We start from the raw sequence: 23472 nt of genomic DNA, 5'->3' as shown, positions 1-23472 counted from the left end.
CCTTTTCGAATTCTGCTGTTATCATATCACGAAGCGGACAGATTGTGAACTATGGATACCTTTTCCTCCATACTCTTTGCCAGTGCGTCGGCAAATTTTTCCTGCATCCGGATTGCTTCTGTCATCTCCTGCTCCGTAAACTGCGCCGCAGCTTCCTCCTCGGACTGAAACAGCGGAAGAACCAGCTCTCTCGCATACTGTTTTCCCGTTTCAGTCAGACTGATGATTTTTTCCCGCCGGTTTGCCGGATTGACTTCCATTTCGATATATCCTGTTTTCGTTTTTAGTCCGTTTTCGTACTTTTTGTTTTAGTGTTTTTTTCTTCCTTTGTCAAGATTTCCAAAAGCCTCTTTTTTCCGTATATTTTCCGGCATTTTTCAAATACTAGCAACTGTCCAGACACTGTTAGGGAAAGGAGATTTTGAAGATGAGAAAAATCAGAAGAGTGTATATGACGCTGGCATTGGCGGTATTACTGGCCGGGATGACGGCCTGTGGAAACAACACCACGAACGACACCGGAAATGGCAATACCAACACGGAGAGCGACATGGGACAGACGGATAACAGAAACGATGTCAATACGACAGAGATGCCGTCAAACGACAATGTAAATGATGTGACGGAGGGCACCGATGGGAATGCCAACGGTACGAACGGTACAAATACCGGGGATGGAAATACCCTTGGGGATGATGTCGGCGACGCCGCTGAAGATGTGACCCGTGGTGTCGGTGAGGGCGTTGAGGATGTCGGCCGCGCGGTGGACGATGTGGTAAGCGGCGGCGACAATGAGACGCAGAATCCGCAGGAAAACGGAGCAACTACACAGAATGGAGCGGGGATGGCACAGTAAATATGCACTTCTGCTGCTCCCGTATCTAAAAAACTTCCCTTGGCGAACGATATATGCAGGTTCGCCGGGAAGTTTTTTTACTGCCAGGCACATCAGCACCTGGTTTGATCCGTCGCTTTTGATTTTTTCTTTTACAGACCGCATCTGAATTTTCTGCCCTTCGCGCCAAGAATGCTGGCCATCTGATCGCTCCACGCTGCACGCTCTGCATAAATATCAACCCGTTCCAGATCTCCGCTCCGGTCCACAAAGGCAGGGAACAGAAATCCACAGATAGGATTTCCCGGCTCGTATTCTCCAACCAACGGGCAGACAGCGCAGATCAGATAGGGGAACATCTCCTCGGATTCCCCCAGGCGCTCTTTATCGGAGGCCTTTGCAGGAATATCATACCGGTCATAAAACATGTAAATGGCATAAGCCCCGTGAATCTGCAATCCTTCGATCAGGATATCATAGAACGTTTCCAACAGCGCATCGTTCTTCAGTCCGCATTCCCGCAGCGCCATCAGCATCTGCCAGATACTGCCCGGCCCCTGGGATGTTTCCGGAAAACGGTATTCCCGCAGCTTCTCATTCGATTCCGCAAACGGAATTTTCTTGGCAATCGCCAGATTCCTGGCCTTTTCCGAACCGGACAGTTTCAGAAAATGAATGTTGAAACTGCCGTCATACTCCCCATCCGAATCCGTATAGCAACCCGCCATCCGCACAAACGAAGTCCGCGCCGGCGTCATCCTCCTCGTCAGCTCCAGCATGTCTTCCCGATTAATCATACATTCCCTCCGACAGTAAATATATTCGAAACTCTCTGCCTTTGATCTTATCATAACATGCTTTTTCTGTCAGCAAGTTTTTCGGAATCAGATGGGATACTTATTGACCAGCTTCTTAAATTCCGCCACAGACACTGCCATACAGTCGGCGGCATCCTGAATGCTGATCGTTCCTTTTTTTAATAAATTTGATAACACCTCAAGTTTGCCTTTTTCAATGCCTTCCGTTTTGCTGTCTTCCATCATTTCATCAATTGCCTGGCTTATATTTTTATAAATTGCGTTCCTTCTCACCATTTGATAAAATCAAGACAGTATCTCGCATTTTATGATTTTGACATAGAAAGGAAAACACATGAAATTAGCAGTAATCAGTGATCTTCATGGGAATTATTATGCACTCTCGGAGGTGATGGAGTTTCTTCGCAGGCAGCAAATTGACGGTATCATCGGGCTGGGGGATTTTGTGACGGATGGGCCGTTTCCGCAGAGGATGATGGGGGTGCTCCGCGAAATGCAGGAGGAGTTTCCGTGCTATCTGGTGCGCGGCAACCGGGAGGAATATCTGCTTGAGAATCTCTGGCAGCCGCAGAACTGGAAGGCGGGTTCTTCGACGAGCGGGCTTCTGGATTACACGTTTCGGAATCTTACCGAGCAGGATCTAAAATTTTTTGAGCAGCTGCCGACAGACGGTGTTCTGATTGGAAAGCTGGATGAAGCCGGGAAACTGGTTCCCGTTTTTGTGCCGCAGGAAGAAGTTACACCGGACACCTGCCGTGAATCCCTTTTCCCGGCACTTCGGCTCTGCCACGGCGCACCTGGTGAAATCCGAGGGAATTTCGGGCTGCATCCGGAGCTCCTGCTTTCTCATCTGGAAAATCTCGATGCCTCCATCCTGCTTGGCGGCCACAGCCACAAGCAGGAACAGAAAGAATACGCAGGAAAAACGTATCTGAATCCAGGATCCCTTGGGCTTGCGCTTGATGATGTCGGCGGCCATGCGCACTTCGCAATTCTGACGTTGGAAAACAGCACATGGCAGATCGAATGTTTTCAGATCCCCTATGATCTCGAGGGCTATCTCGCCGAGTTCGACCGTGCCGAACTGGAAACCCACGGCAGTGTACTTGCCCGCTCCTTAAAGCGGACGCTGACCTGCGGTATCAATTACTTTTATCTCACGGTAAAACGGGTGCGGGAACTTGCGGATGCACTGGCGCTGACTGATCTTGACGAAGAGCTCTGGGAAAAAGCGGAACGGGAGCTGAAATAGATTTTTTGACAGAGGAACGTATTCCTATTACACTGCATAAGTGAAAAAACTCATTGGCTAAAACAGAAAAGCAGCTCGAAAGAAAGCAGGCTGTGCAACTGCACACAGCCTGCCTTCTTTTTTATCTTTTCTATTTCCTGCTTCTGCCTTACTTCGCAGCAATCACATCCTGCATATCATACATACCGGCTGGCTTTCCAGCCAGGAATTTTGCGGCCTCTACTGCACCTTTTCCAAAAACTCCCTTGGAATATGCTCTGTGGGACAGGGTAACAACCTCGTCCGGGCCTGCGAAGATGACGTCGTGATCTCCGACGATGGTGCCGCCGCGTACAGCAGAGATTCCGATTTCTTTCGGGTCACGCTGCTCGTGGCGCTGGCTTCTGTCGTATACGTAGTGGTACTGGTTGTCCATTGCCGCGTTCAGGCTGTCTGCCAGGGCGATGGCGGTTCCGCTTGGAGCGTCGCATTTCAGTTTGTGGTGTTTCTCCACGATCTCCATATCAAAGCCTGCTTCGGCAAGCACTTTTGCAGCTGCCTGTACCAGTTTCATCAGCGTATTCACACCAAGGGACATATTTGCAGAGCGGAGAACCGGGATTTCTTTGCTGGTCTCCTGCACTTTTTTGAGCTGATCCTCGGTGAGGCCTGTGGTGCAGAGGACGAGTGGAAGTTTTTTCTCCTTGCAGGCATCGAGCAGTGCGTCGGCTGCCTTGTAGGAAGAAAAGTCAACGACTACGTCTGCCGGAACATCGCATTCTGCCAGGCTTTTGAATACCGGATAATCGTTCTGGCCGTTGTCGTTCATATCGATTCCGGCTATGATTTCTGCATTTGCATCTTCTTTTACCAGGCCGGTGATGACCTGTCCCATATGGCCGTTGCAGCCATGCATAATAATTTTAACCATTGTCTTTTTCCTTCTTTACTTCGTGTATTCTTAACTTAAGCCAGTTTGATTCCAAAATCTTTCATAGCCTTTGCCAGGCGCTCCTGGTTCTGCGGCTCCATCTCGGTCAGCGGCAGACGAAGCGGTCCAACCTCTTTGCCCATCAGGTTCAGCGCTGCTTTTACCGGAATCGGGTTTACTTCGCAGAACAGCGCATCGATGAGCGGCAGTGCTCTCAGCTGGATTTCTCTGGATCCGGCCACATCGCCGTCGAGGAATTTCTGTACCATGTCGTGGGTCTCACGCGGTGCTACGTTAGAAAGAACGGAGATTACACCGCTTCCGCCAAGGGAAAGGATCGGCACAACCTGATCGTCGTTTCCGGAGTACAGATCGATCTTTCCATCGGTGAGCTGCATAATTTTTGCGACCTGGGAAATGTTTCCGGAAGCCTCTTTGACTGCAACGATATTCTCAACGTTGTTGAACAGATAGACGATCGTTTCCGGTGCAATGTTTACGCCGGTTCTGCCCTGAATGTTGTAAAGGATGACCGGCACTTTGACGCTGTCTGCGATTGCGGTAAAGTGTGCAATCAGGCCCTTCTGTGTTGCTTTATTGTAATACGGAGAAACGAGAAGAAGTCCGTCCACGCCGTATTTTTCTGCTTCCTGAGACAGATAAATTGCTGTCTCCGTGCTGTTGGAGCCGGTTCCTGCAATTACCGGGATTCTGTGATTTACTTTTTCCACGGTATATTTGATGGCATCCAGATGCTCCTCATGGGACAGGGTCGAAGCCTCACCGGTGGTTCCGCAGATAACGATGGCGTCGGTTCCGCCGGCGATCTGCTCCTCAATCAGTTCTCCGAGTTTTTCGTAATTCACTTCCTGTGTTTCGGTCATCGGTGTGATAATTGCAACAGCTGCACCTTTAAAAATAGACATTCTCTTTTCCTCCTGTATGTTGTGTCAGATAAAACCATAAGAAATCAGTCGCCGGAGCTTATCTCCCACGGAAAATTTCACTTTCCGTTAAAAAAAGAGGCGCCTCATCCCAGATAAGATCGCCTCCAAATTCACACATACGCAGTATCTATGATCAGATAGCTCTCCATCTCTCGATGACAGTCGCAGATTTTTTCAACCTGCGCCCAGGAGCATACCGGTTCAGCGCCGGATGTCCTTCGGCATTCTTCCCTTTTCCTCTTCTTCTTTTGCTGCTGAGGCATCCGAAAAGGTACTCTTGAAGTAATGCGACCTCTATCCACTTCAGTTCTGCTTTTACTATAGCATCATTAAATTTTCTTGTCAACAGCGGATCGCGCTTTAACTCTCACTATATTCCAGCTTGCTCACCGAAACCTCATATGCGGTCCGCTTTTCCATTTCCGTCTCGCTCAGCCGCTTCATATATTCCCGGCTCTGGATCCGTCCCCAGATGAGAACGTGGCCGCCCACGGCAAACGCAGAGGCATACCGCGCATTCCGTCCCCAGCAGATGCACGGGATATAATCTGATTTTCCATACGGACGGTTGACCGCGATCAGAAGGTCGGCGATCTCTCTTCCCAGAGGTGTTTTCCGGTAGACCGGCGGTTTACATATGTATCCATCGAGGTAAATCTGGTTGGATTTGACGGAATCGTCCTCTTCCTCCACGAAGCTTAATTCCCGCGCAAATACGGAGAGTACCAGACGGTTCTTCTTCTCCTCGTGGCGGTTGTAGGACCGGAACTGACCGCTGATGCAGATCCACTCACCCTGGTAATCCTGTGATACATCCACCAGCCGCTCGGAGACCATCACCGGAATGATGTCCTGCGATTCACTCAACCGCTTGACCATCACATCGACGAGGTAAAAGCCCTCTCCGAATACCTGATGGCTGAATGTAAACGGGGAGACAATCTCTCCCATGATAACCACCTGATTGTTTTCAATCATCTTGTCTGCCATAATGAAAATCCCCTTCCTTTGTCTTTTCTTTCTGAATATTGATTTCTGATCGGTACTTTGCTGATCTATAATCCTAATGTATGAACCACATTTCTTTTTCAGAACCACTTTTTTCCAGATTTTTTTATTTCTATTCAAATCAGCATTCTGCCCAATTTTTTGTATATGTTTCTGTAAAAACCGCACCACATGCTTCGTATTTTCTACCATTGCAATACAAAAAATGTCACATCTTCCCTGTTTTTTTTCTCTGTTCTGTGCTATAATAGTTCAGATAGGCAGGCATCCAGCAGAGACAAAACGGCAAGGCACCTGCCTTTGTGCTGTGATAAACATTCCCGGCCGGCTTGAAATTTTGAAAAATTGAACCCGGCAGGGTCAACCCATAGGAAGAGGAATGAAGAAATGAAAACAACGAGAGAAGATGTAAGAAACGTTGCCATCATCGCCCATGTCGATCATGGTAAAACTACACTGGTAGACGAGCTTCTGAAACAGAGCGGCGTTTTCCGTGTCAATCAGGAGGTTCAGGAACGTGTCATGGACTCGAACGATATCGAGCGTGAGCGTGGAATCACCATTCTTTCCAAAAATACAGCAGTTTACTACAAAGGAACGAAAATCAACATCATCGACACCCCAGGCCATGCGGACTTCGGCGGCGAGGTTGAGCGAGTTCTGAAAATGGTAGACGGCGTTATTCTGGTTGTAGACGCATTCGAGGGCGCTATGCCGCAGACCAAATTCGTGCTGAAAAAAGCACTCGAGCTGGATCTGTCCGTTATCGTCTGCATCAACAAGATCGACCGCCCGGAAGCACGCCCGGATGAAGTTATCGACGAAGTGCTCGAGCTTCTGATGGACCTCGATGCATCTGACGAACAGCTTGACTGTCCGTTTCTGTACGCATCCGCAAAGATGGGTCATGCGGTACTCGATCTGAACGATACCCCGAAGGATATGACTCCTCTGTTCGAGACCATCCTGAAATACATCCCGGCTCCGACCGGCGATCCGGAAGCTGGCACACAGCTTCTGATCAGTACCATCGACTACAACGAATACGTTGGACGTATCGGTGTCGGCAAAGTTGAAAACGGAACGATCCGCGTGAACCAGGACGTTATGCTGGTCAACCACCACGATCTGACCAAGAAGAAAAAAGTAAAGGTCAGCAAACTGTATGAATTTGACGGACTGAAAAAAGTAGAGGTTACTGAGGCAGGCATCGGTTCTATCGTTGCTGTTTCCGGTATCCCGGATATCCACATCGGAGATACTCTCTGCGGCGATCTGGACAACCCGGTTTCCATCCCGTTCCAGAAAATCTCCGAGCCGACTATTTCCATGAACTTCATCGTAAACGACAGCCCGCTGGCCGGTAAAGAAGGTAAATACGTAACTTCCCGCCACCTGCGTGACCGTCTGATGCGTGAGCTGAACACTGACGTTTCTCTCCGCGTCGAGGAGACTGATTCCGCAGACTGCTTCAAGGTTTCCGGCCGTGGTGAGCTGCATCTGTCCGTCCTGATCGAAAACATGCGCCGTGAGGGATATGAGTTCGCAGTAAGTAAGGCAGAGGTTATCTACAAAGAGGACGAGCGCGGACGCAAACTCGAGCCAATGGAAATCGCATACGTTGACGTTCCGGACGAGTTCTCCGGTACTGTCATCCAGCTCCTCAGCGAGCGTAAAGGCGAGCTTCACGGCATGAGCCGCGCAAGCGATGGTTCCACCCGTCTGGAGTTCGAAATCCCGGCACGAGGCCTGATTGGTTTCCGTGGAATCTTCATGACCTCCACCAAAGGAACTGGTATCCTGAACACCGAGTTTGAAGATTACGCACCGTACAAGGGCGACATTGAATACCGCAAACAGGGTTCCCTGATCGCTTTCGAGGCAGGCGAGTCCGTTACCTACGGTCTGTACTCCGCACAGGAGCGCGGTACTCTGTTCATCGGACCTGGCGAGAAGGTTTACGCCGGTATGGTTATCGGACAGAACGGTAAGGCCGAGGATATCGAGCTGAACGTCTGCAAGACGAAACACCTGACCAACACCCGTACTTCTTCCTCCGACGAGGCACTGCGTCTGACTCCGCCGAGAATCCTTTCCCTGGAGCAGGCTCTGGACTTCATCGACAAGGACGAGCTTCTTGAGGTTACTCCGGTTTCCTTACGTATCCGTAAGAAAGAGCTGGATTCCAGACTTCGTAAGAGAGCGGCAATGAAATAAATTTTCATAAAATGACATAAGAACCGCCGGTTCACTCTTGATTTGAGAGTAAACCGGCGGTTCTTTGTCGTTTTTCTATTCTGTTTTCTATTCGTTTGTCGTTCCGCCATGGAAGCCGTAATACGTCTCTCCCGCTGCAAGATCCACGCCGTTTGCCGCTGCAAGAGTATGAATCGTGACAAGCTCATACCCGCGGTTGATCAGCTCCGGCACGATCGTTGCACACGATTCTACGGTCGTCTCGTGGATATCATGCATCAGGATAATGTCTCCCGGGCTTACACTGTCGAGAACGGCGCTGATGTTTGCCTGTACATTTTTTGTCTGCCAGTCCAGGGTATCGACATCCCACATGATGCTCGGGCGGCCGATAGATGCGAGCAGTTCATCGGTGCTGTTTCCATACGGGAAACGGATGACAGTTGCACCCTGTCCGTTGTTGTACTGGGCGATCAGATCATCCGTCATCTGGAACTGGGCAAGGCCGTCGTCGGTGCTCAGTTCTTTCATATTCGGATGCGCATAGGAGTGGTTTCCAAGCTCACAGCCGATCGCCGCCATGCGCGGGATCACATCTGCACCGTATTTTTCCACATTGCTGCCGAGCATAAAGAACGTCGCCTGTGCCCCGTACTGCTCCAGCGTATCGAGAAGCGTGCTGGTATAGACGCCTGGGCCGTCATCAAAGGTCAGGGCTACCATCATCGAGCCGTTGCGGTCTGGCTGGTAAACACCCTGGTCATCAAAGTAACAGCCTTTTCCGCCGATCGCTTTCCAGCCGGTCGCCATGTAACCATTGGAATCAAAATGGTACTGGTTTCCGTCGATATCTGCCCAGCCGTTGACGTAGTACGTTGTGGCATCCGTTGCGTACCACCAGCCCGACGAGCTGTACTGCCATCCCGGCGTCTCATTCGGCGGCGTGGTCTCCGCAAGCTTCTTAATTCCCGCATTTCCCGATCCGTCCTCCGCCTCCGGCGCCGTCTCGCTCACCGTCTTTGCGGCTGTGTCATTACTCAGTACAATTCCTTTTTTCGCAAGCTGCGCTCCCGCAAATTTCCAGATAAGCGCAAGAAAAAGAAGGCCGATTACCACACACAGGGAAATCCGTGATACTTTCTGCATCATCTGTCTGCGGCGCATCTGCTTTCTTCTCTGTTTCAATGATTTTCTTTCCATATGATCTGTTTATACTCCATCGTCCCGCCCCTTTGCGGAACTTTCTTCCATCGTAACACAAACGTTTTTCGACATTTTTCTACTTACTATCATAACGTGATCTGACCTAAGATGCAAGGCACAAATTCTTACATTTTTCCACTTCTGGTAAATTAATGTTTATCGTTTCTTAACATCTTGTCACAAAAAAAGAGTGACTCTGCACCCATGGTAAAAGCGGATACAAAATCACTCTTTGTCACTCTCTTTTAAAAAACCTGGTTTCTTTCTGGTGCTTTGCCACCAAATCACAGGTCTTCCACCTGTCCAGCCTGATTATCCTCTCTGCTTAAGAGTAACTGCAAAATTTTAACGTTGCCAGAACAACAGAAGCAAACACCTTATGCCTCATGTCCTATTTTAGTCAGGAAATCGCTGCCCATCACCCATTTTTCGTTTTCCAGCGTCACAACGGACTCGAGTTTCCAGGTGACGGTCTCTATTTTGGTTTTGCGGAAGAAATGGAGGAAACGGGTTCGTCGCTCGATCGCAGCGGTCACGTTGGTTTCGATCTTCATCTGGTTGGATTCGTTGGTTACGGTTGTGGAGACGCTGCTCACGGTGATGCTGGTGATTCCGGTGTTGGTGTCGCTGTTCAGGTAGGCATCGCAGAGCTGCTGGTACTGTTCTTTGGCGGTTTTCTGTACGGCGGTGTCGGCGGAAAATTCATTTTTGATGGTGCTGAAGGATTTTCCGGCGGCTGCGGCTGTGAATACCTTGTCCAGGGACTCTTCTGCGCGGTCGGCGATGGTTTTGCCGGTGGAATCGTTGAGTTTTAAATCCGGCAGGAATTCCATGCTGCTGTTGTCCTGCACGAGGACGATCTCGCGGTATGGGTCTTTCTGTTTTTCGGTCAGTTCAATGGTGTGGCCGCCGAGGAAGAGATACGGGATTTTGTAGATGCTGACGTTATCTGCCGTCTCTTTTAAATACTTTTTCCCGACCTGCACGCCGTCCAGATAGAACGAGGCATCCGCCGGGACGGTGATTTCGACATCCGTCACGCAGCTGTCTTTCGGCACAACGTACCACTCTTTGAAGTTCCATTTTACGGTATCCCCGGCGGCGATCTCCAATGTTTCTTCCTGCGAGTCGCTCATGCCTTTTAACGTGTACCGCACAGTATAAATCCTGTTTTCCCCGGTCTCAAGATTCTGTTTTCTGCGCATGAAAAAGCTCTTGATCTCCGGTGTTCCCTGCCCGTCAGTGCCGTCCTGTTTTGCTTTCCAGGTCATTGCATTGACGTAGTTCTTCCGCGACAGAAACGTGCTGTCCGGGAACTGGCATACATCGTATGCACTGTTCCAGTCTCCTGCCAGGCATGCTTCCACGTAATTCCGTCCTGCCGCCTGCGGCGCATACAGATACGCGCCTGCCATAAAAAATACGGCGCACAGAATCAGAAACAGACTGAGATTCACGATCAGAATCCGCAGACTCATCGGCAGATCACGAAATTTTGCCGCCCGTATTTTCACAGAAAGCTCCGTCGTCTCTTCTCCATCTTTTTCCACATGGCGGAATTTTTTTCCTTTTCTTTTCCACTCTTGGAGCATAGTTTTCCTCATCTTTTCCTCTTTATTTGGTAATTATTCAGAGCCATGCGAAATGGAAGAAAAAATTGCGAATCATGCTTGCATGAATGAGCAGTTTTTTCTGGAATTTCATATGGCGACAAGCCACATCGAGATGCAGCGTAAGCGGAATCGAGATGGGGCTCTGAATAATTACCTTGTTTCTTCCACCGAATACGTATGCACCCGGTCACTCGTCTGGCTGTATGCCTCGCCTTCCGCATAATACTCCTGCGACGTCGTGGAAAAACGCGTAATCGTCTCTTTCACACGCTCCCCCGTCGTTCCCTGATGAAGAAACAGCCCCACGATCATCAGAATCGCAAACACATTCAGAATCAGTACCGCCGCATTTGCCACGATGCCAGGTAATTTTTTTATCCACATAGGCTTCCCTCTTTTCTGTCTCCATTGTAACAAAATGCTCCCGAAAATACAAGGAAAGCAGAGACCCCGGCGAACCGGAAATTCTCTGCTTTCCACAAATGACATATTTATTTTTTAACCTGAAAGGGTTTACTCCTCGGTATCATCCTTTGACGGAATCATTTCCTCAAAGTCGAAGTCAAGCATCGGCTCTTCCTCTTCAGCTGACGGTTCTTCAACCGGAGCTTCTGCTGCCGGAGCATCGTCCTCAAGATCTTCGGTCAGAATCAGATCCTCGTCCTCTTCTTCCTCGATCATGCTGTCGGTATTCAGATGAATGTTGCTGTAACACTTCATACCGGTACCGGCCGGGATCGGTTTACCGATGATAACGTTCTCTTTCAGGCCTACCAGATGGTCAACCTTACCCTTGATAGCAGCGTCGGTCAGAACCTTGGTGGTCTCCTGGAAGGATGCTGCGGACAGGAAGGAATCGGATGCCAGGGATGCTTTGGTGATACCAAGCAGTACCTGTTTTCCTTCTGCCGGCTCTTTGCCTTCTGCGATCAGAGCTTTGTTGGTCTCGTCGTAATCCAGGAAGTCTACCATGTCGCCCGGAAGGAATTCGGTATCTCCGTTTTCCTCGATGCGGATCTTCTTCAGCATCTGGCGAACGATAACCTCGATATGCTTATCGTTGATTTCTACACCCTGCAGACGGTAAACTCGCTGTACCTCGCGGATCATGTAATCCTGAACGGCACGTACACCTTTGATCTTCAGGATATCATGCGGGTTGACAGAACCCTCGGTCAGCTCGTCTCCGGCTTCCAGAACTGTTCCGTCTGCGATCTTAATACGGGATCCGTAAGGGATCAGGTATGTCTTGGATACGCCGTCTTCCGGATTGGTAACAACGATTTCGCGTTTCTTCTTGGTGTCTTTGATCTGTGCAACACCGGCGATTTCGGTGATGATGGCAAGTCCTTTCGGCTTTCTTGCCTCGAAAAGCTCCTCGACACGAGGAAGACCCTGTGTGATATCTCCACCGGCAACACCACCGGTATGGAAGGTACGCATGGTCAGCTGTGTACCAGGCTCACCGATCGACTGTGCTGCGATAATTCCGACAGACTCACCAACCTGTACTGCCTCGCCGGTTGCCATGTTGGCACCATAGCATTTTGCGCAGATTCCGTTACCGGAACGGCAGGTAAGAATGGTACGGATTTTTACTTTTGTATAATGCTCACCGTTCTCGTTGATGCCGTCTTTGATGACACGGGCAGCACGTTTCGGGGTGATCATATGGTTTGCTTTTACAATGACGTTGCCGTCCTTGTCTTTGATCGTCTCGCAGGAGAAACGGCCTGTGATACGATCCTGCAGACTCTCGATCTGCTCTTTTCCGTCTGTGAACTCGCTGACCCACATACCCGGAATTTCGTCCTTGCCCTCGGCACAGTCGATTTCACGGATGATCAGGTCCTGAGAAACGTCTACCAGACGACGGGTCAGGTAACCAGAGTCGGCGGTACGAAGCGCGGTATCGGACATACCTTTTCGTGCTCCATGTGCGGACATGAAGTATTCCAGTACCTGAAGACCTTCACGGAAGTTTGACTTGATCGGCAGCTCGATGGTGTGTCCGGTTGTATCGGCCATCAGTCCTCGCATACCGGCCAGCTGTTTGATCTGCTTATCGGAACCACGGGCTCCGGAGTCAGCCATCATGAAGATGTTATTGTATTTATCCAGTCCGTCGAGCAATGCTTTTGTCAGCGCATCGTCGGTCTTCTTCCAGGTATCTACAACCTCTTTGTAACGCTCTTCGTCTGTAATCAGACCACGTTTGAAGTTTCTTGTAATCTTGTCTACCGTTGCCTGTGCTTCGGCGAGCATCTCCGGCTTCTGCGGCGGCACGGTCATATCGGAAATGGATACGGTCATGGCTGCACGGGTGGAGTATTTATATCCGGTTGCCTTGATATAGTCCAGAACCTCTGCGGTTTTGGTAGCTCCGTGTGTATTGATGACTTTTTCCAGAATCTGTTTCAGCTGTTTCTTTGCAACGAGGAAATCAACCTCAAGCGCAAGCTCGTTACCCGGAACCGTACGGTCTACGTATCCCAGATCCTGCGGCAGAATCTCATTGAAGAGGAATCTTCCGAGTGTGGAGCTTACGTTCTGCTGCATTACAGTACCATCTTCCATCTCTTTTTCGCAGCGGATGGTAATCTTGGTCTGCAGGGTAATGTATCCGTTCTCGTATGCCAGGATGGCTTCGTTCATATCGCGGAAGAAGCTTCCTTCGCCCTTCTCGCCCGGACGCTCCTGTGTCAGATAGTAGATACCAAGAACCATATCCTGGGAAGGAACGGCTACCGGACCACCATCGGACGGTTTCAGCAGGTTGTTCGGAGAAAGAAGCATGAAACGGCACTCTGCCTGTGCTTCTACGGACAGCGGCAGATGGACAGCCATCTGGTCACCGTCGAAGTCGGCGTTGAATGCGGTACAAACCAGCGGGTGAAGCTTAATTGCTTTACCTTCTACCAGAATCGGCTCGAACGCCTGGATACCCAGACGATGCAGTGTAGGGGCACGGTTCAGCATAACCGGATGCTCTTTGATGACGTCCTCGAGAACGTCCCATACCTGCGGCTCGAGTTTCTCGACCATTTTCTTTGCGTTTTTGATGTTGTGTGCAGTACCGTTGGAAACCAGCTCTTTCATAACGAACGGTTTGAACAGCTCGATTGCCATTTCTTTCGGCAGACCGCACTGGTAAATCTTCAGTTCCGGTCCTACGACGATAACGGAACGGCCGGAATAGTCAACACGTTTACCAAGAAGGTTCTGACGGAAACGGCCGGATTTACCCTTCAGCATGTCAGACAGAGATTTCAGCGGACGGTTTCCAGGACCGGTAACCGGACGGCCACGGCGTCCGTTGTCGATCAGGGCATCAACTGCCTCCTGAAGCATACGTTTCTCGTTGCGCACGATGATATCCGGTGCACCGAGCTCCAGCAGTCTCTTCAGACGGTTGTTACGGTTGATGATACGGCGGTACAGGTCATTCAGGTCAGATGTTGCAAAACGTCCTCCGTCAAGCTGTACCATAGGACGCAGATCCGGCGGAATAACCGGAACCGCATCAAGAATCATCCACTCCGGACGGTTTCCGGACTCACGGAATGCCTCAACAACCTCAAGTCTCTTGATGATGCGGGCTCTCTTCTGTCCGGTAGAATCTTTAAGACCTGCCTTTAATTCAGCAGACTCTTTTTCCAGATCGATTGCCATCAGAAGCTCTTTGATGGATTCCGCACCCATACCTGCACGGAAGCTGTTTCCGAACTCCTCTCTGGCATCCTGGTATTCTTTCTCGGTCAGAACCTGTTTGTACTGTAATTTGGTATCGCCTGCATCAAGAACGATGTAGTTTGCGAAATACAGAACCTTTTCCAGAGTTCTCGGAGACAGATCCAGGATCAGTCCCATACGGGACGGAATTCCTTTGAAATACCAGATGTGGGATACCGGAGCTGCCAGCTCAATGTGTCCCATACGCTCACGGCGCACACTGGATTTTGTTACTTCTACGCCGCATCGGTCGCAGATTACGCCTTTGTAGCGAATTTTCTTATATTTACCGCAATGGCACTCCCAGTCTTTGCTTGGTCCGAAGATTCTTTCACAGAACAGACCGTCTTTTTCCGGTTTCAGCGTTCTGTAGTTGATGGTCTCCGGTTTTTTTACCTCGCCATGGGACCACTCCCGGATTTTCTCCGGGGAGGCAAGTCCTATTTTGATGGCATCAAAGCTCATCTGGTAATTTTCTTTTTTTGCTGTTTCTGGCATTTGATTACCCCTTTCCTCGCAAAGCGAAGATCTACAAGTTACATGTCATCATCTGAACTTTCATCCAGATCAAGATAAGAGTCTTCTTCTTCATCCTCTTCCACATCTACCATTTCTTCTCCGTCAAATTCTTTCTTGGAGAATCCATAGTCACCAAATCTCTCGTCCTCTCTGTCAGAGTAACGGTCTCCCTCGATGATGTGGTTCAGGTTGGTATCACCGTAATCAACTGATTCCATAATTTTAACTTCGGTATTGTCATCACGCAGTACGCGGACATCGAGTGCCAGGGACTGCAGCTCTTTCAACAATACTTTGAAGGATTCCGGAATACCAGGCTCCGGAATATTGTCGCCCTTGATGATGGCTTCGTATGTCTTCACACGGCCAACCACATCGTCAGACTTCACAGTCAGGATCTCCTGCAGCGTGTAGGATGCACCGTACGCCTCAAGAGCCCAAACCTCCATCTCTCCGAAACGCTGTCCACCGAACTGAGCTTTACCACCCAGAGGCTGCTGTGTAACGAGGGAGTATGGGCCGGTAGAACGGGCATGAATCTTATCGTCTACCAGGTGATGCAGTTTCAGGTAATGCATGTGTCCGATTGTCGTTCTTCCATCGAACGGCTCACCGGTACGTCCGTCGCGAAGCTGTACCTTACCGTCTCTTGCGATATCAACACCCTTCCACAGTTCTCTGTGATCCAGATGCTCTTCCAGATACTGATATACTTCCGGAAGCAGAATATCTTTATATTTCTCGGAGAATGCATCCCATTCCATGTTTACATAATCGTTTGCCAGTTCCAGGGTATCCTGAATATCTTTCTCGTTTGCGCCGTCGAAAATCGGGGTGGATACGTTAAATCCAAGCGCTGCTGCTGCAAGGCTCAGGTGGATCTCCAGCACCTGTCCGATGTTCATACGGGACGGCACACCCAGAGGATTCAGCACGATGTCCAGCGGACGTCCGTTCGGCAGGAACGGCATATCCTCTACCGGAAGTACACGGGAAACGACACCCTTGTTTCCGTGACGACCAGCCATCTTATCGCCGACAGAGATTTTTCTCTTCTGTGCGATGTAGATGCGGACTGCCTGGTTTACTCCAGGAGAAAGTTCGTCGCCGTTTTCACGGGTAAATACTTTGGCGTCCACGATGATACCATACTCACCGTGCGGTACTTTCAGGGAAGTATCACGTACTTCTCTTGCTTTCTCGCCAAAGATGGCACGGAGCAGACGCTCCTCTGCGGTCAGCTCGGTTTCTCCCTTCGGAGTTACTTTTCCGACCAGAATATCACCGGCACGTACCTCTGCACCGATGCGGATGATTCCACGCTCGTCCAGGTCTTTTAAGGCTTCATCGCCGACGCCCGGAACGTCTTTTGTGATCTCTTCCGGTCCAAGCTTGGTGTCACGGGCCTCTGCCTCGTACTCCTCGATGTGGATGGAAGTGTAAACATCATCCTGTACCAGACGCTCGCTAAGAAGAACGGCGTCCTCGTAGTTATATCCTTCCCAGGTCATAAATCCGATCAGCGGGTTTTTACCAAGAGCAAGCTCGCCCTGGTAGGTAGACGGACCGTCTGCGATTACTTCGCCGGCCTCTACATGGTCACCTTTAAATACGATCGGTTTCTGGTTGTAGCAGTTGCTCTGGTTGCTTCGCATGAATTTGGTCAGATGGTAAACATCTTTTGTTCCGTCATCATTGTTCATGCGGATCTCGTTGGAGCAAGAGTAGGAAATGGTTCCTGCTTTCTTTGCAACGACGCAGACACCGGAGTCTACGGCTGCTTTTGCTTCGATACCGGTTCCTACTACAGGAGCATCGGTGATCATCAGCGGTACGGCCTGACGCTGCATGTTGGATCCCATCAGCGCACGGTTCGCATCGTCGTTCTGAAGGAACGGGATCAGCGCCGTAGCAACGGAGAATACCATCTTCGGAGACACGTCCATGTAATCAAACATGTGCGGCTCGTAGGACTGGGTCTCATCCAGATAACGTCCGGAAACGTTCTTGTTGAGGAAGTGTCCTTCTGCATCCAGCGGCTCATTTGCCTGTGCTACATGGTAATTATCCTCTTCATCTGCGGTCATGTAGACTACTTCGTCTGTAACACGCGGATTTTTCGGATCTGATTTGTCAATTCTTCTGTATGGAGCCTCAACGAAGCCATACTCGTTGATGCGCGCATACGATGCCAGAGAGTTGATAAGACCGATGTTCGGTCCCTCAGGAGTCTCGATCGGGCACATTCTTCCGTAATGGGAGTAGTGTACGTCTCGAACCTCGAATCCGGCACGGTCACGGGACAGACCGCCAGGTCCAAGGGCGGAAAGACGTCTCTTGTGCGTCAGCTCTCCAAGCGGGTTATTCTGATCCATGAACTGGGACAGCTGGGAAGATCCGAAGAACTCTTTGATTGCAGCTGTAACCGGTTTGATATTGATCAGGGACTGCGGAGAAATTCCGTCGATGTCCTGTGTTGTCATACGCTCACGTACCACACGCTCCATACGGGACAGACCGATGCGGTACTGGTTCTGAAGCAGCTCACCTACGGCACGGATTCTACGGTTGCCCAGGTGGTCGATATCATCGGCATTTCCTGCGCCGTATTCCAGATGCATGTTGTAGTTGATGGAAGCGAAAATATCTTCCTTTGTGATATGTTTCGGAATCAGGTCGTGAATGTCACGTTTGATCGCCTGTTTGATCTCTTCGATATCGGTATTTTCCTCCAGGATCTTTTCCAGAACCGGATAGTATACTTTCTCGTTGATGCCAAGTTCTTCCTCGTCAACATCTACCCATGCTTTCAGATCTACCATTAAGTTGGAAAGAACTTTTACGTTTCTCTCCTCTGTCTGAATCCATACATACGGTACTGCTGCGTTCTGAATCTTGTCTGCGAGTTCCAGAGTAACGGTGGTGCCTTTTTCTGCAAGGATTTCACCGGTGGACGGATCTACAACATCCTCAGCGAGGATCTGGTTGCGGATACGGCTGCGCAGTGCAAGTTTCTTGTTGAATTTATAACGGCCTACCTTTGCCAGGTCATAGCGACGCGGGTCAAAGAACATGCTCATGATGAGGCTCTCTGCATTTTCTACTGCGAGAGGCTCGCCCGGACGAATTTTCTTGTACAGCTCGAGAAGACCTTCCTGATAGTTGGTGGAAGTATCTTTGGTGAAGCTTGCAAGAATCTTCGGCTCTTCACCGAACAGCTCTACGATCTCTGCATTGGAGCTTACTCCAAGTGCACGGATGAGGACTGTGATCGGAACTTTTCTGGTACGGTCTACGCGGACATAGAAGACGTCGTTGGAATCGGTCTCGTACTCCAGCCATGCTCCACGGTTCGGGATTACGGTACAGGAGAACAGTCTCTTTCCGAGCTTATCATGTGCGATGCCGTAATAAATACCAGGGGAACGTACCAGCTGGCTGACGATTACTCGCTCTGCACCATTGATAACGAATGTTCCTGTTGCTGTCATCAACGGCAGATCACCCATGAAAATTTCGTGCTCTGTGATCTCGTCTTTTTCCTTATTATATAATCTTACTTTTACCTTTAACGGTGCCGCATAAGTAGCGTCACGCTGTTTACACTCTTCGATTGAGTATTTTACGTCATCTTCACACAGTGTAAAGTCTACGAATTCAAGGCTCAGCCGTCCGCCGTAGTCGGAGATTGGTGAAATGTCATCAAAGACTTCCTTGAGTCCGCTTCTCAGGAACCAGTCATAGGAATCCTTCTGGACTTCAATCAAGTTGGGCATTTCCAATACTTCTTTTTGTCTCTGGTAACTCATTCGCATACTTTTTCCGGTAGGTATCGGACGTATTCTGTTTTTCTCCATTGACGTTGTCACCCCTTGTGTTATAATATATTTATTACCGCTCATGCCTGAACAAAAGGTTTTAGGCATATCTTGCCATAATAGTGCATTTTCTAGATTATCATGTTTTTTCAAGTGTGTCAACAAAACAGATTGTATTTTTTTCAGTACAATCTGTTTTTTACTGGTTTTTCTTCCGTGACCCTGTTAGAATAATACTTTAGATGTGATTGAAAGCACCGAATTTTCAGAAAAAACCGCCTGTTTGATTTTTTTATTTTTCAAATCAAACAGGCGGTTTTTTTATTCTAATTTTTTAATATTTCAGAGCTCCATCCCGATTTCGCTTATGCCGCGTCGAATCGTTCTTTTTAATGCTGAATATTGTCAGCCATCATGTCCATAAAGCTCCATGGTTTCAGAACTTTGTTGATCTCTGCAAACACTTTATCATCGTAGTTGTGTTTTACTTCCGTTTTGCGGTCAAACACCATGGTATCCGCATCCTCTGCTTCTACTTCCGGCCAGTGCGGGAGTCCGGCATGATCCGGGGTGCCGTTCTTTGCGAAGGCAAGAAGTGCTCCGAAGATTTCGCTTTCCAGTTTATCGCTGACATCCGGGATGCCACAAATTTCTACGAGATCTGCGTTTCCGAAGAAATATGGGATATCGGAGCAGTGCCATGCCGGCTTGCCGTGCTGGAACGGGAATTCCAGAGCGAAGTTGTAGAGATATGCTTTGCCGCCGCCTTTTGCGAACAGTTTGGCAAGTTTTACGGTCGGCTCACGCATTGCACGGTCGATGGCAAGAACATCTACGCCGTTCTTCTCCGGATATGCTTCTTTGAAAGCGTCCAGAACCTTTTCGGCATTGTCTCCATAAACCTTTTTGAGGATTTCCAGAATCTCTTCCGCTGTCAGTTTGTTCTTATCATAAGCTGCCGGTGCAAACGTTGCGAACTCGCCGTATACGGTTCCGATCATCATCGGAATCTGATGTGCATGCTCACGGAAGCCTGCGTCGAATGGATTTCCATAGAAGTAATCGCCCTTTTTCGGGCCGCCGCCGATGTAGCCGCCACTCTGTGCAATCGCCGGAGCCACTTTTGCATATGCAGCAGCAAGCTGCGGATACGGTACAGTTTCCAGCTGAGCCACATCGTCAAAGCCGAGCGCTTTCATCATTGCCGTAATAATCTCCGTGCCGTCTTTCTCTCCTGCGCCGAGCGGATCGTCCTCCATAACACCGCTCATGACAAGGCCTTTCTGGAACAGGCCGTCTGCTGATGGAATCTGCATCAGGTCAATCACCTTCATTCCGCCGCCGGACTGGCCGAAAATGGTTACATTCTCCGGATCGCCGCCGAACAGGGCAATATTGTCATGTACCCACTGCAGGGCTGCCACCATATCGGCGTGGCCTGCGTTTGCGGAGTTTTTGTATTTTTCCCCAAACGGAGACAGATCCAGATATCCTAAAATATTCAGTCTGTGGTTGACAGAAACAAGAATCGAATCACCTTTCTTTGCGATGCTGACGCCGTCATACGCAACCTGCTCGATGGAAGATCCCGCTGCGTATCCACCGCCGTGGAACCATACGAGAACCGGTTTTTTGGCTTCCGGATCAAGTTTGTTTGTCCAGATATTTAAGGACTGGCAGTGCTCATCCTGCGGCCAGTAGCGGTGCGGAACCATAAGCTCGCCGTTCGGTGTATCTTGGTTCTGAAGCGGGCATACAAAGCCGTAGTTTGTCGCATCCTTCACGCCATCCCATTTGGACGGAACCGGCATCTGGAAACGGTCTGCGTATGCATACGGAATTCCTTTGTAAATGTAAACACCGTCATAAAAATAACCTTTTAAATCGCCGGATGTGGTATGCAGCACCGGCACGCCATCGTAATCAAATATTTTCCCCATTTTGAAATACCTCTTTTCTGTAGAATTTAGCATTTATGTTGTTTTCAGTATAAACAATATTTTCGTCCTTTTCTACTCGAATTGTCGCAAGATCTTCTTATATTGTTGCTTTTTTTCCACTCTTTCTCTGTATTCTCCCACCGCGAGTGCAATTTTTTGAAGATTTTACAGAATCTGCTCCACCTCAATCAGCGCCGTCTCGTGCGGCTCCAGGCGTTCCTGCACCGTGAGGCTGCCTTCCGGGTCGGTTTCCTGCTCCCAGACACGGTATTCCGGGTCCGCACTGTGGCACAGCATCGCGCGCTCCATCCGGTTCATCCGCTCCGGAGCTCCCATCCGCACCCACGCATCGTAGCTGCTGCCGTGCTCTTTTGTCACTTTATACAGCCGCAGGCAATATTTTCCCGGTTCCAGTCCGGTCAGTTTCACTGAAAAGGTCCGGATTTCCCCCATATTGAATACGCGGTAACGGTCCGTGCGGGAAATATTCACGGCATGGCGGTAGCGGTACAGCATATCGTAGTGAACATAGTTGTACAGGTAAATCTGGCTTTGGTTTTTCTCCGGCTCCGTGCTGATAAAATAGCCGTCCCCACGCTTCACCAGACGAGATCCCATTCTGCCGAGCAGCCGCAGCGCAGTGCAGACCGCCTTTGGAATGCCGTTCATCGTGAACAGCCCAAAACCTCCATGATACGTTTCCCGCGCCGGAAATACTTCATCCAAACGGTCATTGACCGAGAAATACGCAATTCCCTGCAGCGCCTCTTCATTTTCCAGAAGATTTTTAAACAGCCATGCCGCTTTATAACAGGTATCGTTGCACAGATCCCTCTGCCAGATGTTGCTGCTGCACTCATCCACCAGAACCGGCAGTGCACCAAGCCCAGCCTTCTGCAGCAGACCTTTTACCTTCTCCCCGCGGTTCCGCAGAAAATCCGGGTCGCGGCTCACAATCATATTGACGCTCTCGTTGTTCTGGATCAGATTCATTTTCTCCTCTTCCTCTCCATAGATCACCGTGCCAAACGAGCGGAATGCAAAAATTTCCGGCACACATTCCTTTTCCTTCATAGTTTCGATAAAGGCTTTGAGATGTTCCTCCGGTCCAAGACCAAAGGAAAGACATGTTACAAGATCCGGGCTCACACGTTTCATCTCCTCGTACGATGCTTTCCACGTCTCAAAGAACTCATCTCCTCCATCAATCGTGATCACGTCTCCGCTGATCCACGGGTTGAAAATCCAGCGCCGCATCTGGTTGATTCCATACCGTTCCCTTAGATGTTCCATCAGGTTTTTGATCAGCATGCGCCACTCAGCCAGATCTCGCGGAGAGCTGCTTAGCGCCGGACGCATCGTTCTTCCCGGGTCTGTTTTTGCCAGCAGCAACGGCATATGGCCGAATTCCAGCAACGGCTTCGCTCCCGTGGAAAGGATGAAATCGATCACCTCATCAATATAGTTCCAGCAGAACTGAATCTCGCCCCACATATTCCGCCGAAGTACGCACATATCATCATCAAGAATTCCTTTTACGCGGATCAGCTCATAGCCGAGCTCCTGCACCAGCTGTTCCAGCTCATCCTGCACCTCGCGGTTCAGCACACTTGCCGCATAGCCAGCATTGATCACGCGCTTCCAGTGGCCTGCCACTCTTGGTTTCCGTCCGTTTACTGCCGCTGTCACGGAAACGGCACTCTCATTTATCGTCTCAATCTCCTGCTCCGTGACCGCTGCATACTGCAGGAGACTCTGGAAAATATCATGGTCTCCCGCCGCCTCTTCCCGCTCTTTTCCTTTCTTTTCACGCTGTTTTACTGTATATTCCATCTGCTTCCGGTATTCGCTCGGTGTCATACCGCGGTATTTGCGGAATGCGCGGATCATCGCCGTCTCATTGACAAATCCATTGTGATAGGCAATCTCCGTCAGCGTTGCGCCGCTGTGCATTTCCTGTACGGCATGCGCCAGGCGCACCTGCGTCACGTACTCCCGAAATGATACACCGAAATACTGCGGAAAGCTCCGTGAAATATAGGCACGGCTCAGATAAAGATGATCCGCCAGATCCTCCAGCGTAATCTCTTCCCGGCAATGCTGCAGAATATAGTCTGATGCCCGCTGAATGCGTTCCCTTCCGCCCCGGCCCTGTTCCACCTTTTCCCCGGATGTAAAGTAAAAAAGCAGATCCTCCAGAAGCGCCGTCACACGGCTTTTCATATAGATCGGTTGTTCCTCATTATTCTTGTACATCTCAAGAAAGATCCGTGCCATATCCCGCCGGATCAAATCAAATTTTTCCTGCTGATCTTCCATATAAAAAAACGACTGACATTTGACTTCACATTTCAGCAGCTTAATGTGAAATGAATCAATCGTCTCCGCTGAAACGCAGAGCGACAGAGCAAGTCCGTCTTCGTCCAGATCCAGGTCACAGATCTGAAACCGGTTGATCGCAAAGATAGATCCCATCGGGAGATTGTGAACTTCCCCGTCCTCGTAGCTGACTCTTCCACTCCCACGAAGCAGAAATAAAAGTTCAAAATCCGGATTCCACAGTTCCCGTTTCTTCTCCGGCCGGAGTAGCCGAAAACGGAATCCCGGCATTTCCTGTTTTGTTCCTTTCAGCATCATGTCTTCGTCTCTGTTGTCTCTTTCCATTTCACACCTCATGATAG

At 49.7% G+C, this 23472-nt stretch carries 16 protein-coding genes and 1 riboswitch; of the genes, 3 read left to right on the top strand and 13 right to left on the bottom strand.

Going from position 1 to position 23472, the window contains the following annotated elements:
• Positions 1-26: 26 nt before the first annotated feature.
• Positions 27-260 (bottom strand): MarR family transcriptional regulator, encoded by a 234-nt coding sequence (locus tag DXB83_RS05005; protein ID WP_022461854.1) that lies wholly within the window; start codon positions 258-260, stop codon positions 27-29.
• Positions 261-427: 167 nt separating this feature from the next.
• Here DXB83_RS05005 and DXB83_RS05000 point away from each other — a divergent pair, with 167 nt between their 5' ends.
• On the top strand, positions 428-856 hold the full coding sequence (locus DXB83_RS05000) for a hypothetical protein (RefSeq protein WP_117761427.1): 429 nt from the start codon (positions 428-430) through the stop codon (positions 854-856).
• 131 nt (positions 857-987) lie between these two features.
• On the opposite strand, the gene DXB83_RS04995 is transcribed toward DXB83_RS05000, so the two are convergent.
• Complete coding sequence (locus DXB83_RS04995; RefSeq protein WP_118666727.1) at positions 988-1632, bottom strand: DUF4317 family protein; 645 nt, start codon at positions 1630-1632, stop codon at positions 988-990.
• A gap of 87 nt (positions 1633-1719) precedes the next feature.
• On the bottom strand, positions 1720-1878 hold the full coding sequence (locus tag DXB83_RS04990; protein WP_158565022.1) for a hypothetical protein: 159 nt from the start codon (positions 1876-1878) through the stop codon (positions 1720-1722).
• Positions 1879-1987: 109 nt separating this feature from the next.
• On the opposite strand from DXB83_RS04990, the gene DXB83_RS04985 reads away from it, so the two are divergent.
• Positions 1988-2905 carry a metallophosphoesterase family protein gene (locus DXB83_RS04985; protein WP_117510457.1) on the top strand — a complete coding sequence of 306 codons (918 nt, stop codon included), beginning with the start codon at positions 1988-1990 and terminating at the stop codon, positions 2903-2905.
• A 148-nt stretch (positions 2906-3053) separates the two neighbouring features.
• On the opposite strand, the gene dapB is transcribed toward DXB83_RS04985, so the two are convergent.
• The 3 genes from dapB to DXB83_RS04970 all read right to left on the bottom strand — a co-directional run bounded on the left by dapB (position 3054) and on the right by DXB83_RS04970 (position 5752).
• Positions 3054-3815 (bottom strand): 4-hydroxy-tetrahydrodipicolinate reductase, encoded by a 762-nt coding sequence (dapB, locus tag DXB83_RS04980; RefSeq protein WP_117510456.1) that lies wholly within the window; start codon positions 3813-3815, stop codon positions 3054-3056.
• 35 nt (positions 3816-3850) lie between these two features.
• Entirely contained in the window at positions 3851-4741 is an 891-nt protein-coding gene (gene dapA / locus DXB83_RS04975; RefSeq protein WP_022461866.1) for a 4-hydroxy-tetrahydrodipicolinate synthase, read from the bottom strand.
• A gap of 151 nt (positions 4742-4892) precedes the next feature.
• Positions 4893-5067: riboswitch (Lysine riboswitch) on the bottom strand.
• 55 nt (positions 5068-5122) lie between these two features.
• Positions 5123-5752, bottom strand: coding sequence for a single-stranded DNA-binding protein (locus DXB83_RS04970; protein WP_055220802.1), 630 nt, complete (start codon positions 5750-5752; stop codon positions 5123-5125).
• A 405-nt stretch (positions 5753-6157) separates the two neighbouring features.
• On the opposite strand from DXB83_RS04970, the gene typA reads away from it, so the two are divergent.
• Complete coding sequence (typA, locus tag DXB83_RS04965) at positions 6158-7987, top strand: translational GTPase TypA (RefSeq protein WP_118697329.1); 1830 nt, start codon at positions 6158-6160, stop codon at positions 7985-7987.
• An 87-nt stretch (positions 7988-8074) separates the two neighbouring features.
• On the opposite strand, the gene DXB83_RS04960 is transcribed toward typA, so the two are convergent.
• The 7 genes from DXB83_RS04960 to DXB83_RS04930 form a co-directional block, all read right to left on the bottom strand.
• Positions 8075-9166 carry a polysaccharide deacetylase family protein gene (locus tag DXB83_RS04960; protein ID WP_117761431.1) on the bottom strand — a complete coding sequence of 364 codons (1092 nt, stop codon included), beginning with the start codon at positions 9164-9166 and terminating at the stop codon, positions 8075-8077.
• Positions 9167-9546: 380 nt separating this feature from the next.
• On the bottom strand, positions 9547-10773 hold the full coding sequence (locus tag DXB83_RS04955; protein ID WP_147342469.1) for a hypothetical protein: 1227 nt from the start codon (positions 10771-10773) through the stop codon (positions 9547-9549).
• 159 nt (positions 10774-10932) lie between these two features.
• Complete coding sequence (locus tag DXB83_RS04950) at positions 10933-11166, bottom strand: hypothetical protein (protein WP_117804634.1); 234 nt, start codon at positions 11164-11166, stop codon at positions 10933-10935.
• Positions 11167-11295: 129 nt separating this feature from the next.
• Positions 11296-15012 carry a DNA-directed RNA polymerase subunit beta' gene (gene rpoC, locus DXB83_RS04945; protein ID WP_117804635.1) on the bottom strand — a complete coding sequence of 1239 codons (3717 nt, stop codon included), beginning with the start codon at positions 15010-15012 and terminating at the stop codon, positions 11296-11298.
• 38 nt (positions 15013-15050) lie between these two features.
• Positions 15051-18890: a DNA-directed RNA polymerase subunit beta gene (gene rpoB, locus DXB83_RS04940; protein WP_117510452.1), complete on the bottom strand. Its 3840-nt coding sequence runs from the start codon at positions 18888-18890 to the stop codon at positions 15051-15053.
• Between the two features lie 350 nt (positions 18891-19240).
• Positions 19241-20791, bottom strand: a complete 1551-nt coding sequence (locus DXB83_RS04935; RefSeq protein WP_117761434.1) for a carboxylesterase/lipase family protein — start codon at positions 20789-20791, stop codon at positions 19241-19243.
• 165 nt (positions 20792-20956) lie between these two features.
• On the bottom strand, positions 20957-23455 hold the full coding sequence (locus DXB83_RS04930) for a GH39 family glycosyl hydrolase (RefSeq protein ID WP_158568555.1): 2499 nt from the start codon (positions 23453-23455) through the stop codon (positions 20957-20959).
• Positions 23456-23472 lie beyond the last annotated feature (17 nt).

It is taken from the genome of Blautia sp. OM06-15AC (assembly GCF_003481425.1).
Lineage (GTDB): Bacteria > Bacillota > Clostridia > Lachnospirales > Lachnospiraceae > Fusicatenibacter > Fusicatenibacter saccharivorans.
This window is presented reverse-complemented; position numbering and strand designations above follow the sequence as displayed.

Excerpts from the sequence above, each read along its gene's own strand:
- DXB83_RS05005 (WP_022461854.1), bottom strand. The coding sequence starts at position 260 with ATGGAAGTCAATCCGGCAAACCGGCGGGAAAAAATCATCAGTCTGACT.
- DXB83_RS05000 (WP_117761427.1), top strand. The coding sequence starts at position 428 with ATGAGAAAAATCAGAAGAGTGTATATGACGCTGGCATTGGCGGTATTA.
- DXB83_RS04995 (WP_118666727.1), bottom strand. The coding sequence starts at position 1,632 with ATGATTAATCGGGAAGACATGCTGGAGCTGACGAGGAGGATGACGCCG.
- DXB83_RS04990 (WP_158565022.1), bottom strand. The coding sequence starts at position 1,878 with ATGATGGAAGACAGCAAAACGGAAGGCATTGAAAAAGGCAAACTTGAG.
- DXB83_RS04985 (WP_117510457.1), top strand. The coding sequence starts at position 1,988 with ATGAAATTAGCAGTAATCAGTGATCTTCATGGGAATTATTATGCACTC.
- dapB (WP_117510456.1), bottom strand. The coding sequence starts at position 3,815 with ATGGTTAAAATTATTATGCATGGCTGCAACGGCCATATGGGACAGGTC.
- dapA (WP_022461866.1), bottom strand. The coding sequence starts at position 4,741 with ATGTCTATTTTTAAAGGTGCAGCTGTTGCAATTATCACACCGATGACC.
- DXB83_RS04970 (WP_055220802.1), bottom strand. The coding sequence starts at position 5,752 with ATGGCAGACAAGATGATTGAAAACAATCAGGTGGTTATCATGGGAGAG.
- typA (WP_118697329.1), top strand. The coding sequence starts at position 6,158 with ATGAAAACAACGAGAGAAGATGTAAGAAACGTTGCCATCATCGCCCAT.
- DXB83_RS04960 (WP_117761431.1), bottom strand. The coding sequence starts at position 9,166 with ATGGAAAGAAAATCATTGAAACAGAGAAGAAAGCAGATGCGCCGCAGA.
- DXB83_RS04955 (WP_147342469.1), bottom strand. The coding sequence starts at position 10,773 with ATGAGGAAAACTATGCTCCAAGAGTGGAAAAGAAAAGGAAAAAAATTC.
- DXB83_RS04950 (WP_117804634.1), bottom strand. The coding sequence starts at position 11,166 with ATGTGGATAAAAAAATTACCTGGCATCGTGGCAAATGCGGCGGTACTG.
- rpoC (WP_117804635.1), bottom strand. The coding sequence starts at position 15,012 with ATGCCAGAAACAGCAAAAAAAGAAAATTACCAGATGAGCTTTGATGCC.
- rpoB (WP_117510452.1), bottom strand. The coding sequence starts at position 18,890 with ATGGAGAAAAACAGAATACGTCCGATACCTACCGGAAAAAGTATGCGA.
- DXB83_RS04935 (WP_117761434.1), bottom strand. The coding sequence starts at position 20,791 with ATGGGGAAAATATTTGATTACGATGGCGTGCCGGTGCTGCATACCACA.
- DXB83_RS04930 (WP_158568555.1), bottom strand. The coding sequence starts at position 23,455 with ATGGAAAGAGACAACAGAGACGAAGACATGATGCTGAAAGGAACAAAA.